This window comes from Streptomyces sp. CB01373, from assembly GCF_002803075.1.
In the GTDB taxonomy this organism is placed as follows: Bacteria; Actinomycetota; Actinomycetes; order Streptomycetales; family Streptomycetaceae; genus Streptomyces.
Window position 1 is genome coordinate 118229 of the sequence record NZ_NNBK01000012.1, and the last position, 15418, is coordinate 133646.

13 protein-coding genes and 1 tRNA gene are annotated in these 15418 nt (G+C 73.4%); 6 read left to right on the forward strand and 8 right to left on the reverse strand.

The window, feature by feature from the left end; genetic code table 11:
- Positions 1-59: 59 nt before the first annotated feature.
- Positions 60-1256, reverse strand: coding sequence for an MGDG synthase family glycosyltransferase (locus CG719_RS20150; protein ID WP_442802737.1), 1197 nt, complete (start codon positions 1254-1256; stop codon positions 60-62).
- A gap of 170 nt (positions 1257-1426) precedes the next feature.
- Between CG719_RS20150 and CG719_RS20155 the strand changes: the two genes are divergently transcribed.
- From CG719_RS20155 to CG719_RS20170, 4 genes are all read left to right on the forward strand, one after another.
- The gene (locus tag CG719_RS20155; protein ID WP_100570078.1) at positions 1427-2275 is read left to right on the forward strand and encodes an SDR family NAD(P)-dependent oxidoreductase; all 849 of its coding nucleotides are present in this window, start codon (positions 1427-1429) and stop codon (positions 2273-2275) included.
- 8 nt (positions 2276-2283) lie between these two features.
- Positions 2284-3312, forward strand: coding sequence for a DMT family transporter (locus CG719_RS20160; protein ID WP_100570327.1), 1029 nt, complete (start codon positions 2284-2286; stop codon positions 3310-3312).
- Positions 3313-3394: 82 nt separating this feature from the next.
- Positions 3395-4138 carry a polysaccharide deacetylase family protein gene (locus tag CG719_RS20165; protein ID WP_100570079.1) on the forward strand — a complete coding sequence of 248 codons (744 nt, stop codon included), beginning with the start codon at positions 3395-3397 and terminating at the stop codon, positions 4136-4138.
- 86 nt (positions 4139-4224) lie between these two features.
- A complete protein-coding gene (locus tag CG719_RS20170; protein WP_100570080.1) occupies positions 4225-5019 on the forward strand; it encodes a cobalt-precorrin-6A reductase in 795 nt (264 codons plus the stop codon).
- Here CG719_RS20170 and cobF read toward each other — a convergent pair.
- Together cobF and CG719_RS20180 are read right to left on the reverse strand one after the other, a co-directional pair.
- Positions 4970-5749: a precorrin-6A synthase (deacetylating) gene (cobF, locus tag CG719_RS20175; protein WP_199836695.1), complete on the reverse strand. Its 780-nt coding sequence runs from the start codon at positions 5747-5749 to the stop codon at positions 4970-4972. The two genes, CG719_RS20170 and cobF, sit on opposite strands and share 50 nt — an antisense overlap.
- A gap of 55 nt (positions 5750-5804) precedes the next feature.
- Positions 5805-6362: a DUF309 domain-containing protein gene (locus CG719_RS20180; protein WP_100570082.1), complete on the reverse strand. Its 558-nt coding sequence runs from the start codon at positions 6360-6362 to the stop codon at positions 5805-5807.
- 101 nt (positions 6363-6463) lie between these two features.
- Between CG719_RS20180 and CG719_RS20185 the strand changes: the two genes are divergently transcribed.
- Positions 6464-6537 (forward strand) — tRNA-Pro (locus tag CG719_RS20185).
- Positions 6538-6623: 86 nt separating this feature from the next.
- On the opposite strand, the gene betT is transcribed toward CG719_RS20185, so the two are convergent.
- A complete protein-coding gene (gene betT, locus CG719_RS20190) occupies positions 6624-8900 on the reverse strand; it encodes a choline BCCT transporter BetT (protein ID WP_100570083.1) in 2277 nt (758 codons plus the stop codon).
- 313 nt (positions 8901-9213) lie between these two features.
- A complete protein-coding gene (locus CG719_RS20195; RefSeq protein WP_100570084.1) occupies positions 9214-11184 on the reverse strand; it encodes an ATP-binding SpoIIE family protein phosphatase in 1971 nt (656 codons plus the stop codon).
- A gap of 180 nt (positions 11185-11364) precedes the next feature.
- Here CG719_RS20195 and CG719_RS20200 point away from each other — a divergent pair, with 180 nt between their 5' ends.
- On the forward strand, positions 11365-11739 hold the full coding sequence (locus CG719_RS20200) for an NUDIX domain-containing protein (RefSeq protein WP_100570328.1): 375 nt from the start codon (positions 11365-11367) through the stop codon (positions 11737-11739).
- A gap of 46 nt (positions 11740-11785) precedes the next feature.
- On the opposite strand, the gene CG719_RS20205 is transcribed toward CG719_RS20200, so the two are convergent.
- From CG719_RS20205 to iolB, 3 genes are all read right to left on the reverse strand, one after another.
- Positions 11786-12571 (reverse strand): GntR family transcriptional regulator, encoded by a 786-nt coding sequence (locus tag CG719_RS20205; protein ID WP_100570085.1) that lies wholly within the window; start codon positions 12569-12571, stop codon positions 11786-11788.
- Between the two features lie 63 nt (positions 12572-12634).
- The gene (gene iolD / locus CG719_RS20210) at positions 12635-14518 is read right to left on the reverse strand and encodes a 3D-(3,5/4)-trihydroxycyclohexane-1,2-dione acylhydrolase (decyclizing) (RefSeq protein ID WP_100570086.1); all 1884 of its coding nucleotides are present in this window, start codon (positions 14516-14518) and stop codon (positions 12635-12637) included.
- Between the two features lie 7 nt (positions 14519-14525).
- Positions 14526-15368, reverse strand: coding sequence for a 5-deoxy-glucuronate isomerase (gene iolB, locus CG719_RS20215; RefSeq protein ID WP_234375691.1), 843 nt, complete (start codon positions 15366-15368; stop codon positions 14526-14528).
- Between the last annotated feature and the right edge of the window lie 50 nt (positions 15369-15418).

Below are 15418 nucleotides of genomic sequence, written 5' to 3' on the forward strand. Positions count from 1 at the left end.
CAACGCGGCGAGGTGCCGTGCCGGGCGTCGCGAGCCGGTGAACCTTTCCGGTCACAGCACTAGGAAGGGCGGCTCGCCCCCGTGGCCCGTACGACCAGGTCGAGCGGGTCCTTCCGGAAGAGGGCGCGCCCGGCCGCGATCCGCTCCTCACGCGGTGCGCCGGGCGCCGTGAGGGAGGTCAGGGAGTGCAGCAGGGCTTCCGGACCGGGTGCGTGGTCGCAGACGCCGAGGGCAGCCATACGGCGCACCCCCTCCGCCCCGTGTCCGGGCAGCGGGCGGTGACCGACGACGGGCAGGCCCGCGGCGAGCGCCTGCACGGCGGTCTGCCCGGCGGCGTTGTCCACCAGGGCGGCACACGCGTGCAGCAGCTCCGGCATGTCCGTCACCCAACCGGGGGTGAGCACACCCGGCACGCCGGACAGGGCCCGGCGGAGCCGTTCGTTGCGGCCGCAGAGCACGACCGGCAGGAAGCCGTGCGCGACGAGCAGCCGGGCCGTGTCGGCCAGGCGGGTGCCGGCTCCCCAGGCCCCCGCGGAGACCAGCACCGCGGGCCGCCCCCCGCCGTACCGCTCCAGCCGGCGCCGCCATACGGCGGTGCCCGGCCCCGCCGCGAAGAACTCCGGTGCCACCACCGGACCGGCCGCCTCCGCCGCCCTCCCGGTGCCCCGCCGCACCTCCCCGGCGGTCTCGTCCGTGAGACACACATGCAGGTCGTTGCCCGGGTGCAGCCACTGCCGGTGCGCCGCGAAGTCGACGACGACCACCGCGCTGGGCACCCGCAGCGCGCCCCGCGCCCGGAGATGACCGGTGAGCTGGGCCGCCAGGTGGAAGACCGGCACCACCACATCGGGCTGCCACTCACCCACCAGGCTCAGCAGACGCCCACCGGCCAGCCGGGCCAGCGGAGTACCGCTCGGGCGCGGGCGGGGGCCGGGCGCGAGGAACAGGTCGTAGATACCGGCGTACACCCAGGGGGCCTCGCGGACGACGGTCCGGTAGAAGCCGCGCAGACCGCTTCCCAGGCCGCCGGGCAGCAGGGCCAGTACGTCGACGACCTGGGCCTCCTTACCGGCGGCGCGGGCGCGGCGGGCCAGCTCGGCGGCCACCGTGTCATGGCCCGACCCCATGCTCGCGCTCAGCACGAGCAGCCGCCGCGCCTCCGGTGGGGACGTCAGGGCCGGCCGGGCGGGCGCGCGGCGCGTTCCGGGCACCTCGGCGGCGGGCAGCGGTGGCGGCACGGACGATTCGGACGACACTGGATGTGAGTAACCCTCACCCACCGCAGTCAAACGAACGGGCACACCCTTCCGCCCGTCCCACGTTTCGGGCACAGCCTCCGGGATACTTCACCACCCCGGAGGCCGTCCCGTACCGCCGGGGCCGCACCGGCGGCCCGCGGTCCGTCCGATCCTCGAGGTGCGTCCCGATGTCCCACGCCCCCTCCCGCGTACGGTCCGGCTCCGGCACGCCGGTCGAGGCACCGGCGGCGCCGAGCGCGGCGCCCGGCCGGACCGGCGGTGCCGCGGCGCCGGGCGGGGGCGCCCTGGTGACCGGCGCCTCGTCCGGGATCGGCGCGGCCGTGGCACGGCGGCTGGCCGCCGAGGGGGGCTGGCGCCTGGTGCTCAACGGGCGCGATCGCACCCGGTTGGAGGAGGTCGCCCGGGGCACCTCGGCCCTGGCCTATCCGGCGGACCTGTCCGGCCAGGGCGCCGAACGGCGGCTGGCGGACTTCGCGCTCGACAGCGTGGGACGCGTCGACCTGCTGGTGGCGGGCGCGGGCATCGGGTGGGCCGGACCGTTCAGCACCATGCCGCAGCCCGCCATCGACGAGGTGTTCGACGTCAACGTACTGGCGACGCTGCGCCTGGTCCGGCTGCTGCTGCCCCAGATGATCAGGCAGGGCACGGGCCGCGTGGTCATCATCGGCTCCCTGGCCGGCACGGTCGGCGTCCGCGACGAGGCCGTCTACTCCGCCGCCAAGGCCGCGCTGGGCGCCTTCGCCGACGCCGTGCGCTACGAGCTGCGCGGTACGGGGGTCGGCATCAGCCATGTGGTGCCCGGGGTGGTCGACACGCCGTTCTTCGACCGCCGCGGGGTGCCCTACCGGCGCTCCAGGCCCCGGCCCGTCCCGGCGAGCCGGGTCGCCGACGCGGTGTGGGAGGCGGTGTCGCGGGGCCGGGACGAGGTGTACGTCCCCGGCTGGACCCGCCTGCCCGGCCGGGTGCGCGGCGCCGCGCCCGGCCTGTACCGCCGCCTCGCCGCACGATTCGGGTGACGCTCGGGGTGAACGCGCTCACCATCGTCCTCGCACTGTTCGCCGCGTGCGCCAACGCCGCGGCCTCGGTCCTGATGAGGCGCGCGGCGACGGAGGCGCCGGACGGCGGGGGAGACGGCGCCCGTCGCCCGGGCGGGACGGCGGGCGACACGCCGCAGGACAGGCGCGGTGAGGGCGGCCGAGGCGGCCCCGCCACCCGAATGACGGACGGTGGAAAGGGCCCGGCCGCCGTCCGCTCGCCGCATGCCGCCAAGGTCAGGCGGCGGCGGATCTGGCTGGGCGGGGCGGCCATGCTGGCGGTGTCCGCGGTCCTGCAGGCCGCCGCGCTGGCCGTCGGGAGCCTGTCACTCGTCCAGCCCCTCCTCGCGACCGAACTGCTGTTCACGCTGGCGATGGGCAGCATCGTCTTCCGCCGGCGGCCGGCCCGGATCACCTGGCTGTCGTTCCTCGCCCTGGCCGCCGGACTGGCCGTCTTCCTCGCCGCCGCCGCGCCGTCCGCCGGACGCGCCACGGCCGACGGGGCGCGCTGGATCCCGGTCGGCGTCGCCGTGGTGTGCCTGGTCCTGCTACTGATCGGCGTGGCGCGGCTGGTCAAGGGCCCGCCCCGGGCCGCCGTGCTCGGTCTGGCCTCGGCCGTGCTGTTCGCGGCGACGGCCGCCCTCCTCAAGGAGGTGACGGGCCTCTACCAGCAGGGCCTGGCCACGCTGGCGACGCACTGGACGCCGTACGCCACGGCGATCACCGGGCTGGCCGCCTTCGGACTGCTGCAGTGCGCCCTCCGGGCGGGCACGCTCGTCGCCTCCCAGCCCGCTCTCACCCTCGGCGACGCCCTGACGAGCGTGGCGCTGGGATGGGCGCTGTTCGGGGAGCACATCGCCCTGGGCGTCCGACTGGTGCCCGAGGCGGTCGGTATCGGTCTCCTCGCGGCCGGCACGGTCGGTCTGTCCCGTTCCCCCGCCGTGTCGGGCAAGTGGGACGCGGAGCCGGCGGTCGGCGCGGCCTCCGGTCCGGGAAAAGCGCAGGCGGAGCACCCGTGAGGAAGTGGAGGAATGAGGACGTGAGGACGTGAGGAGGAGCCGTCAGGTGGCAGACGGAGCGCCTGCGAGAGGGATCCGGCAGATGGCGGGAGGACCCGGCAGCCGTCACGCGCGCACCGCGTCGGCGGTCCTCGCGCCGGTGGCCGCCGTCGCGGCCGCGCACATCGTCCCGGCGGCGACCTGGCTGCCCCGCTTCCGGGCCCTGTGCTTCCCCGGCCTCGCCGGAACCGGCCGCTCCGACCATGTCGCACTGACCTTCGACGACGGCCCGGACCCGGTCTCCACGCCGCTCTTCCTGGACGAGCTGGACCGGCTCGCCGTACGCGCCACGTTCTTCGTCCTGGGCGAGAACGTGACCCGCCACCCCGGCCTCACCCGGCACATCGCGGACCGGGGACACGAACTCGCCGTGCACGGCTGGACCCACAGCCGCCCCTGGCTGCCGGCCCCGGCCCGGGACGCCCGGGAGACCGCGCGGGCGGCGCTGGCCGTACGCGACATCACGGGCCGGCGGCCGCGGTGGTACCGCCCGCCCTACGGCATCCTCACCGCGGGACGCTGGGCCGCAGCACGGCGTTCCGGGCTCCGGCCCGTGCTGTGGACCGCCTGGGGCCGCGACTGGACGGCTGACGCGACCCCCGCCTCCGTCCGCGCGACCGTCACCGCGGACCTGCGCGGCGGCGGCACGATCCTCCTGCACGACACCGACCACGCCTCCGCCCCCGACTCCTGGAAGGCCACCCTCGGCGCGCTGCCCGATCTGATCAGCACCTGCAACGAGTCCGGCTGGTCGGTGGGCCCGCTCGCCGAACACGGGCTGCCCTGAACCCGAGCTGTCCGAGCCCCGTGAACCCTGTGCGCCTGGGCCCCCGCGTACCGGGCCCCCGCGCGTCACCCCTTACGCTCAACGCCATGCCCTCGCACATCCTGGTCCTCGGTGGAACCGCCGAGGCCCGTGAGCTGGCCGCGGTGCTCGCGGCGCGGGACGGGGTGCGGGTGACCAGTTCGCTGGCGGGGCGGGTGACGCGGCCGGGCGCGCTGGACGGGGACGTGCGGGTCGGCGGTTTCGGCGGGGCGGAGGGACTGGCCTCCTGGCTGCGCGAGCACCGCGTGGACGCCGTCGTCGACGCCACCCACCCCTTCGCCGAGGCGATCACACGGAACGCGGCGCGGGCCGCGGCGGCGACCGGCGTCCCCGTGGTGGTACTGCGCCGGCCCGGATGGCGCCCGGTACCCGGGGACCGCTGGCACCCGGTCGACTCGCTGGATGACGCGGCGGAGCTGCTGCCGCGACTCGGGCGCCGGGCGTTCCTGACCACCGGACGGCTGGGCCTGGCCGCCTTCGCCCACCTGGCCGGGACCCACTTCGTCGTACGGTCGGTCGAGCCGCCCGAGCCTCCGATGCCAGCGGACACACGAGTGGTACTCGCCCGCGGGCCGTTCACCGTGGCCGGCGACAAGGAGCTGCTCAGGACGCATCGCATCGACGTGCTGGTCACCAAGGACAGCGGGGGAGCGGCCACCGCGGCCAAGCTCTCGGCCGCGCGGGAACTCGGGCTTCCGGTCGTCGTCGTACGCCGTCCGCCGCTGCCACCGGAACTGACCGCCGTACCGGACGTCACGGCCGCACTCGAAGGCCTCGGCCGGGCAGCCCGGCCTACTCCGCCCGGCCCTCGGGGTGGCGGCGCAGCAGATACGTGTCCATGATCCATCCCTTGCGCTCGCGGGCCTCGGACCGCAGCCGCTCGATGCGCGGCGCGGCCTCGGCGATCGGGCCGGAGACGAGGATCTCGTCCGGGGTGCCTATGTAGGCGCCCCAGTAGATGTCGATGTCCTGGTCGGCGCAGTGCCGGAAGGCCTGGTGGGCGTCGAGCATCACCACCACGTCGTCCACGCCCTCCGGGAACCCCTCGGCCAGCCGCCGTCCGGTGGTGATCTGCACGGGCCGGGCGACCCGGTTGAGTCCCGTGCGGTGCCGGGCCACCAGGGCCGAGACGCTGCTGATGCCGGGCACCACGTCGTACGCGAAGTCCACGGTGCCCCGCGCCAGCACCTCCTGGAGGATGCCGAGCGTGCTGTCGTACAGCGCCGGATCGCCCCACACCAGGAACGCGCCGCTCTCGTCCTCGCCCAGTTCCCCGGTGATCAGCCGCTCGTAGATGTCCGCGCGTGCGCTGCGCCAGTCGCCGACGGCGGGGGAGTAGGCGGCACCGCCCGCCGTCCGGTCCCGCTCCGGGTCACGGGCCTCCACCACGCGGTACGTCCCCTCCGGTATGTGCGTCCGAAGCATGTCCCGGCGGAGCTCCACGAGGTCCGACTTCTCCTCGCCCTTGTCGAGGACGAAGAACACGTCCGTGTCGCGCAGCGCCCTGACCGCCTGAAGGGTGAGCTGGTCGGGGTCGCCCGCGCCGATGCCGATCACATGAATCTTTCGCACCCCCCGAGTCTGCCGCACGGCACTGACAACGCGTCCACCGGTGCCACACCGACCGCTACAGGCCATCGCGGCGCAACCGAGGCGCCCGCTCCGCCGCGTCGACGACACCCGCCGCCCCGCTCTCGACGCCGTCCGCCAGCTCCCGCGCCCACGCCACCACCCCGGAGGCGTCCATGCCGTACGGAGTCCGCTCCCCGGTGTCCGCGACCCACTCCTCGACGGCTCCCGCTCCGCGCCGCAGCAGCCGGGCGCCGCCGGTGACGTTGCCGCGGGCCGCGTGGGTGAGACCCACCGCGAGCTGGGCAAGGCCACGCCACAGGGCGCGCTCCCCCTGTGGCCCCGACTTCCAGGCGTCCTCGAAGACCTCGTGCGCGTGGAACGGCTTGCCCGCCTCCAGGAGCGCCTGCGCCTCGGCGACCGTCTCCGGCGGAGTGCGCACCACGCCCTCGGGCTGCCGCGGCACCCCGTCGGCGCCGTACGGCAGGGGCCGTCCCAGCCCGTCCCGTGGCCGCGCGCTGCGCGCCCGCCCCTCACCGTCCCGGTCCCGCGCGCCCGCCGGCCCGCCGGAAGAAGTGCCGCCGGAGGATGTGCTGCCCGAGGAAGTGCCGCTCATACGCCGATTGTCCCCGACCACGCTCCCGTTTTCGGCGTGACCCCCGAGGTGCGGTAAAGTGACGTTCGCGCGATCAAGCGGTTCACCGCACGACCGCGCATCGGGACGTGGCGCAGCTTGGTAGCGCACTTGACTGGGGGTCAAGGGGTCGCAGGTTCAAATCCTGTCGTCCCGACTGGAGACAGTCGCAGATCAGGGCCGGTTTCGGAGACATCCGAAACCGGCCCTTGATCATTCCTGGGGACCTGGGCCGAACGGCGCCTACGCCTTCGGCCCGCTGCCCACTGTCTCCGCACCGGGGTCGTCCTGCGGCTCCACGGGCTCCACCACCGAGATGGTGCCCGCGGCGGTCACGACCGGCGGCGTGAGCACCGAGGCGTAGTCGTGCTCGGCGGAGTAGGTGAGGAAGCTCAGGTGCGCCTCGTAGCGGTCCAGGACGTCGTCGATCACCTGCTGGTGGGACAGGCCCATGAGGTCGTAGCCCTCGGAGCCGGTCTGGGTGAACACCTCGACCCGGTAGTAGACGTCCGTCTGGCTGGACATGCGTCCGCCGAACATCGGCATCGGGGCCTCGACGGCCTGCACCTGGTAGTGGAAGTCGCGGTGCTCGGGCATCGCGACCACCAGCGCGTGGCTGGAGATGCCGGTGTGCTCGTCGGGGACCAGGTCCAGCGTGGCCTGGCAGCCCTGCTTCCCGAATTCGCGGACCACGTCGGCCAGCGCCGGTTGCACGGTGCGCTCCATGAACTGGGCCACCTGCTTCTTCGAGGGGTAGGAGCGCATCCGCTCCAGCCGCTGGCGCCAGGTGCGCTCGGGCACGTGGCCGCCGTGCGTCGCCGTCGACTGCCGGCGCAGGACCCGGCCCTCGCGCTCGGCCCGCTCCATGCGCAGGACCTTGGAGAACGAGGCCATCACCAGCCAGGCGATGACCGTCACCGGCAGGGCGAAAATGAGCGTCGCGTATTCCATGGTGGTGACCCCGCCGGCCACCAGCATCGCGATGGTCAGCACCGCGGTGAGCACTGCCCAGAAGACGCGCAGCCACTTCGCCCCGTCCTGCGACGGGTTGGGGATCGAGGAGGAGAAGTTGGACATCACCATGGCGCCGGAGTTGGCGCTGGTGAGGTAGAACAGCAATCCGGACAGCGTGCCGAGGCCGATGAGGAAGCCGGCGCCGGGGAACATCCTCAGCAGCGCGTACCAGCCCTCCTCCGGGCTGTGCATGGCCAGCTGGGCGAACTTCGTGTTCCCGTGCATGACCTGGTACATGGCGCTGTTGCCGAAGATGCTCACGATCAGGAAGTCGCAGAGCACCGGGGCGGTGATGGCGGCGATGACGAACTCGCGCAGCGTCCGGCCGCGGGAGATACGGGCGAGGAACAGGCCCACGAACGGGCCCCAGGCCAGCCAGAAGGCCCAGAAGAACAGGGTCCAGCCGGCCATCCACTTGGAGCCCCCGTCCTGGTAGGCGAAGGTCTGCAGGGTTCGGTCCGGCAGCGAGAAGACGAACCGGCCGATGTTCTCCACCAGCGCGTTGAGCAGGAACGCCGACTTTCCGGTCACCAGGATGTAGAGCAGCATGGCCGCCGCGCTCCAGATGTTCAGCTCGGAGATCAGCCGGATCCCCTTGTTCACACCCGAGGTGCAGGCTGCGATGGTCATGATCACGGCCACGACGACCAGCGCGATCTGCAGGGACAGGCCCTCATGGAGGCCGAACAGCGAGGCGAAGCCGACGTCCAGCAGTACGACGCCGATGCCCATGGAGGTGGCGACGCCGAAGACGGTGCCGACCAGGGTGACGATGTCGATCGTGTCGCCGATCCCGCCGCGGACGCGCTTGCCGAGCAGGGGGTACAGGGCGGCCCGGATGGACAGCGGCATGCCCCAGCGGTAGGCGAAGTAGCCCATGGCCATGCCGAGCAGCGAGTACATGGACCAGCCGGCCACGCCGTAGTGGAACATGGTCCAGACCACGGCGTCCTGGGCGGCCGCGCCTGTCCGGCCCTCGCCCGTCGGCGGAGCCATGTACTGGGTGATGGGCCCGGTCACGGAGTAGAACAGCATGTCGATGCCCACGCCGGCGGCGAACAGCATGGCCACCCAGGTGAAGAGCTTGTACTGCGGCCGGGAGTGGTCGGGACCGAGCCGGACGGAGCCCTCCTTGGACAGCGCGACCCAGAGGACGAACACGATCACCACGGTGACGGTCAGGACGTAGAACCAGCCGAGGTTCTCCGAGATCCAGGCCACCATGGTCTGCATGGTGCCGGCGGCGTGCGTGGGCACGAGCATCGCCCAGAGGGAGAAGGCGACGATCACAGCCGAGGCGATGACGAAGACGCGCCAGTTGACCCTGGGGCCGGGCTCCTCGATGAGCTCCGCGGGGGCCTTGCTGAGTTCCTGGCGGGAGACGGGAGGACGGTTCTCGGCCTCCTGGCCGTGGCGCCGCCGTTCGGTGCCGCCGAGGTGGCGGCGTTCGATGGGGGCCTTCGGCGGCTCGCCCCCGGGGCGGGACGTGTCTGCGGCTTCGGGCATACGGTCCTCCTCCTGTCGGAGACGAGTTCGGTCGGGCGTCGGCGTGCGCAGACACCTGCGGCCTCGACCCGGCGGAATGGGGGAGGCCGTGCACAGTGGGCACCCTGTCGTGGGGCCTGTCCATTAATGTTAGAGCGCCTAACAAATTGATCTCCGTGAACCGCTTCGGGTTCGGCGGAGGTCTCAGATGCGCGTCCCACCTGGGCTTTCGTGGTGCCGATCGGCTTAGTGTCCGGCGGGCGGGGTGTGCCTTTTCTCACCGTAAAGCCGTCTTCGCGGGCCCCCGCCACGGGACCCGCCGTTCCCCGGCGCGTCAGCCGGCGGGCAGTGGCTGTTCGGTCCAGATGGTCTTGCCGTGGTGGGTGTAGCGGCTTCCCCAGCGCTGCGACAACTGGGCGATCAGGAACAGTCCGCGGCCGCCTTCGTCGGTCAGCCGGGCCCGGCGCAGCCTGGGCTGGGTCTGGCTCGGGTCGGAGACCTCGCAGATCAGTACCTGGTCCTTGATCAGCCGCAGGCCCACGGGGCCGCCCGCGTACCGGATGGAGTTGGTCACCAGCTCACTGGCGATCAGCTCGGTGGTGAACGCGAGGTCCTGCAGCTGCCAGGTTTCCAGCTGTGCCGTCACCATCTCCCGGGCCCGGCCCACCGCCTCCGGATCGGCCGGGAGCTCCCAGGTCGCGGTGCGGTCCGAGGGCAGGACGTGCAGCCGGGCCATCAGCAGGGCCACGTCATGGTCGGGCGCCTCGGGCAGCAGATGCCGCAGCACGGTGCGCCCGGTCTCCGCCGGTGGCCGGTCCTCCTGCACGGCGGCGTCCACCTGCTCGCGGAGTTGCCACAGCCGCTTTTCGGCGCCGTCCCCGCCGTTCGCCAGCAGCTTGCCGGTGCAGAAGGCGAGCAGCGCACCCGGCTCCATCGTCAACTCCGCCGGTTCGAAGAGCAGACCGCCCACCCCGAGCGGCGGCCCTGGCCTGACCGCCGCGAAGTCGGCCCCCGGCCGCCCGGGGACGGACAGCACCGGCGGCGGGTGGCCGGCACTGGCGATCGTGCACACCCCGATGGTCGGGTCGTACACCGCGTACACACATGTGGACCCCAGGACGGTGCCCTGCCCGCGATCCGACCCCGGAGAGGTGGCCTCCGCCGCCGACAGCCGGACGACCAGGTCGTCGAGGTGGGCCAGCAGTTCCTCGGGCGGCAGGTCCATGTCGGAGAGGGTCTGCACCGCCGTCCGCAGCCGTCCCATCGCGGCGGCTGCCTCCACGCCGTGCCCCGTCACGTCGCCGACGACGAAGGCGACCCGGCAGGAGGACAGCGGGATCACGTCGAACCAGGTCCCGCCGATCCCCGTCGTGGTGCCGGCCGGTACGTAGGAGCCGGCCGTGTCCGCCGCGCTCACCTCGACGACCGCCTGCGGCAGCAGACTGCGCTGCAGGGCCTCCGCGGTACGGTGCTCGCGAGCGTATCGCCGTGCGTTGTCCAGGCTGATCGCGGCCCGGGAGCCGATCCGCGAGCTCAGCTCCACGTCGTCCTGGTCGAAACGGGTCCGGTCACCGCAGCGCCACAGCACCACTGCTCCCAGCAGCAGCCCGCGGGCCCGCAGCGGCATCAGCAACAGGGAGTTCGCGGCGTCGGGCAGTACCCGGCGGCGGCCCTCGGTGTCGTCCGCCAGCGCGATCCGCAGCTCGGACAGGTCCGGCACGGCCGGCGCGGAGCCACGGTAGACGAACTCCTTCTCCGGCTCCCGGGCTCGGAGCGAGGCCCCGACCGGGAGCAGTTCGGCCGGCCAGGCGCCGCTCCGGGCGGCCACCGCGACCCGCCGCAGCGGAGCCCCGAGCGAGTAATCACCGGGCTCCTCGCCCACCAGGGCCGCCTCCGCGAGATCCACCGCCGCCAGATCGGCGTACTCCGGCACCAGCACCCTGGCGAGCCCCTCGGCGGTACGGACGATGTCCAGCGAACCCAGCAGCAGCTTCTCCGCCCCGTGGAGGAGAGCCAGTCCGCGCTCCGCCTGCTCCCGGTTCGCGGCCGTCGTCACCGGTCCCGCCCAGATCAGGAAGAGAACTTGGGGACCGCCGTTCAGTGGCAGCACCTCCAGCCGGACCTCCACGGCCCGGCCGCCGCGGTGGCGCAGCGTCGCCGGGCCGTCGGGAGGAAGCAGTCCCTCGCAGGGTTCGGCGAGCAGGTCGGCGAAGGGCTTGCCGATCAGCTCTCCGACCCTCGCGCCGAGCAGTTCCTCGGCTGCGGGCGTGCACGCCCGCATGGTCCCGTGGTCGTCAAGCACCATTGCCGCTCCGTCGCTCGGCAGTCGCCCGGCGACGTCGGACGCAGGGTTCGCACTCGTCTGTCTCACCCCCGGGGGCGTAGTGGTGGCCTGCCCTCCATTCAACTCGCCTGTACGGGTCACCGGCATCCCGGGGAACGAGAGCCTCGCGCCCTTCAGGCAGCCCCTTTGATCCACTGGGCGATGCCCGGCGGCGGGATGGAACCGGGCGAGACACCGCTGCAGGCCGTCGAACGCGAGTTGCGCGAAGAGACCGGGTGGACCGACATCGAGTTGGACGGCACCCTGCTGTGCCTCTGGGAGCACGACTTCACCCGGGCCGGCGTTCCCGTTCGCCAGCACGAGCACGTCTTTCTCGCGCACGGCCCCCGCCGGGACCCGGTCGGTGATCTCGCCGCCGCGCATGCCGCGGACAAGATCCTCCGGTGGCGCTGGTGGTCGCCGGAGGAACTGTCCGGTGACACCGAGCCGCTGTGGCCGCCCCAACTGCCCGCACTGCTTGCCGACGTCCGCGGGCGTGGGGTGCCGGTCCGACCGGTCGATCTCGGCTACGTCTGATGCCGACGGGACGTGGTCTCCGCCCGCAACCCGTGGCGGCGGCCCTTCACGACCTCACCAGCAGTTCGAAGTCGAAGGTGTAGCGGGACGCGCGGTAGACGTGGTGGGCGTACTCGACCGCTCGGCCCGTGTCGTCGTAGGCCGTGCGGTGCATGGTGAGCAGGGCGGCGCCCGGGTGTTCGTCGAGGAGGAGGGCCTCCTCGGTGGTTGCCGTGCGGGCGCCGATGGTCTGGCGGGCGCTGTGCAGGGTGATGCCCGCCGAGCGCATCACGCGGTACAGGCCCGTCGACTCCAGCCGGGCGGTGGCCGGTTCGAGCAGGCCCGCCGGCAGGTGGTTGCACAGGTACGCCACCGGCCGGCCGTGCGTGAACCGCAGCCGTTCCAGCGCCGTCACCTCGGCGCCCTCCGCGAGACCGAGCGCCGCGGCCACCTCGGCGGTCGCGGGCACCCGCTCGTTGCGCAGTACGCGCGTGGTGGGGGCCTGCCCGGCCGTCTCCAGGTCGTCGTAGAGGCTGCTCAGCTCCAGGGGGCGTTTGACCCGGCTGTGCACCACCTGGGTGCCCACCCCGCGCCGCCGCACCAGCAGGCCCTTGTCGACCAGGGACTGGATGGCCTGACGGACCGTGGGGCGGGACAGGCCCAGGCGCGTGGACAGGTCGATCTCGTTGCCGAGGAGGTTCCCCGGGATGAGGAGCCCGCGTTCGATCGCGGCCTCCAACTGCTGGGCGAACTGGTGGTACAGCGGCACCGGACTGCCCCGGTCCAGGGCGAAGTCCAGGGAATCGAGCGCGCAGACGGTCCCGGGACGGGACCGGTCACCGGTCGTCGCCACGGCGTCACCCCCTTCGGGTCGGGTCTGCTGGGACACGGGCGCGTGCGGCCCTGGCCGGGACGGTCACAGATGATGGCGGCGGGCGGCCGCCTCGCGGTCGTAGCGGGCGCGGGCCCGGACGGCGGGCTCGCGCGCGGCCACCTCGGCCACCGGCACGTCCCACCAGGCCTCGGCCGGGGGAGCGGCCGGGGCGGGACGCTCGACGTCGGTCTCGACGTAGACGCACGTCGGGCGGTCGGAGGCGCGGGCCGCGCCGAGTGCCCCGCGCAGTTCGCCGACCGTCTTGGCGCGCAGCACCTCCATGCCGAGGCTGGCGGCGTTGGCGGCGAGGTCCACGGGGAGGGGAGCCCCGGTGAAGGAGCCGTCGGCGGCGCGGTAGCGGTAGGCGGTGCCGTAGCGTTCGGCGCCCACCGACTCCGACAGCCCGCCGATGGAGGCGTACCCGTGGTTCTGCACCAGCACCACGTTCACGGGCAGGCCCTCCTGGACGGCGGTGACGATCTCCGTCGGCATCATCAGATAGGTGCCGTCGCCGACCAGCGCCCACACCGGAGTGTCGGGCGCGGCCTGCTGCACGCCGATCGCGGCCGGGATCTCGTAGCCCATGCAGGAGTAGCCGTACTCCAGGTGGTACTGGCGCGGAGAGCGGGCCCGCCACAGTTTGTGCAGGTCACCCGGGAGGGAGCCGGCCGCGTTGATCACCACGTCGTCGTCGCCCACGACCGCGTCCAGGGCGCCCAGCACCTGGCTCTGGGTAGGCACGGCACTGTCGTCCTCGGCGCCGAACGCCGCCTCGACGACCCGCTCCCAGCGCTTCTTGCCGGCGCGGTACCCGGCCTCGTACGCGGCGTCCACCCGGTGTCCGGCCAGTGCCTCCGTGAGCGCCGTGAGACCGGTGCGCGCGTCGCAGACGAGGGTGGTGGCCGCCAGCTTGTGGGCGTCGAACGCGGTCACGTTGAGGTTGACGAAACGGACCTCGGGGTTCTGGAAGAGCGTCCCGGAGGCCGTGGTGAAGTCGGTGTAGCGGGTGCCGACGCCGATGACGAGGTCCGCGGTGCGGGCCAGGTCGTCACTGACGGCCGTGCCGGTGTGGCCGATGCCGCCGAGGTCGGCCGGGTGGTCGTGGCGCAGCGAGCCCTTGCCCGCCTGGGTGGAGGCGACCGGGATGCCGGTGGCGTCGGCGAACGCCTTCAGCGCGTCCTCGGCCCCGCTGTGGTGGACGCCGCCGCCCGCGACGACCAGCGGGCGCCGGGCGGAGCGCACGGCCCGTACGGCGTCGGCGAATTCGGCCGGGTCCGGGGCCGGACGCCGGACCCGCCACACCCGCTCGGCGAAGAACTCCTCGGGCCAGTCGAAGGCCTCCGCCTGCACGTCCTGCGGCAGGGCGAGGGTGACCGCCCCGGTCTCGGCCGGGTCGGTGAGCACCCGCATGGCGTTCAGGGCGGAGGGGATCAGGGCCTCGGGCCGGGTGATCCGGTCGAACCAGCGGGAGACCGGGCGCAGGGTGTCGTTGACCGACACGTCCGCCTCGACGGGGTGCTCCAGCTGCTGGAGCAGCGGGTCGGCGGCGTGCGAGGCGAAGTAGTCGCCGGGGAGCAGGAGCACCGGGAGGCGGTTGACCGTGGCCAGGGCCGCACCCGTGACGAGGTTGGTGGCGCCGGGGCCGATGGACGTCGTGACCGCCTGGGTCGACAGCCGGCCGCGCTGCCGGGCGTACCCGACCGCCGCGTGCACCATGGCCTGCTCGTTGCGGCCCTGGTGGTACGGCATGACGTCCTCGCCGGCCTCCATCAGCGCCTGCCCGAGGCCGGCCACGTTGCCGTGGCCGAAGATGCCCCAGGTGCCGGCGATCAGCCGGTGCCGTACGCCGTCCCGCTCGGTGTACTGGGCGGCGAGGAACCGCACCAGCGCCTGGGCCGCGGTGAGGCGGATCGTGGAATGGCTCATCGTGACCTCACGGGGAAGGGGCGGTGTACAGGGGCAGGCGGGGGTCGACGGGCTGTCCGGGCCAGGTGCCGCGGATCCACGTGTGGTCGGGGTGGTCGCAGATCAGCCAGGCGCGCTCGTCGTCCGGGCCGGCCATGACGTTGAGGTAGTACATGTGGTGGCCTGGGACGGCCATCGAGGGCCCGTGCCAGCCGTCCGGGATCAGGACCACGTCGCCGCCGCGCACCTCGGCCAGCACGTCCGTCTCCCGGCCGGGACCGGACGGGGAGACCCGCTGGTAGCCGAGGCCGGGGGTGCCGTCGTGGGCGGCGAACTCGAAGTAGTAGACCTCCTCCAGGACCGACTCCTCGCCCGGCCGGTGCTCGTCGTGCTTGTGCGGCGGGAAGGAGGACCAGTTGCCGCCGGGGGTGATCACCTCCACGGCGATCAGCTTGTCGCATTCAAAGACGCCCGCCGCGCCGAAGTTGTTGACCTGGCGGGAGCAGTTGCCGGTGCCGCGCAGTTCCACCGGTACGCCGGAGGCCGGACCGTAGCGGGCGGGCAGGCGCCGGGTGCAGCGGGCGCCGGTGAGCGCGAACCGTCCGCCGCCGGTGGACGAGACGGTCGCGCGGGCGTCGCGCGGTACGTACGCGAAGTCGCTCACGCCGCTGAACACGCTGTCCCGGCCGGTGAGCTGGAACGTGTCACTGCCGAGGTCGCCGTCGGTCACGACCGTGCAGCCACCGGCGAGCGGCAGCACGATCCACTCGCTGTCGCCGGTGTCGAAGGTCTGCGAGCCGCCCGGCGGCAGTTCCAGGACGCGCAGACTGGAGTGGCCCCAGCCGGCGGACTCCGGGCTCACGTCCACCATGTAGGGCCCATCGGCGGCCTTTCCGGCGGGGAGGTGATACGGGCTGGTCA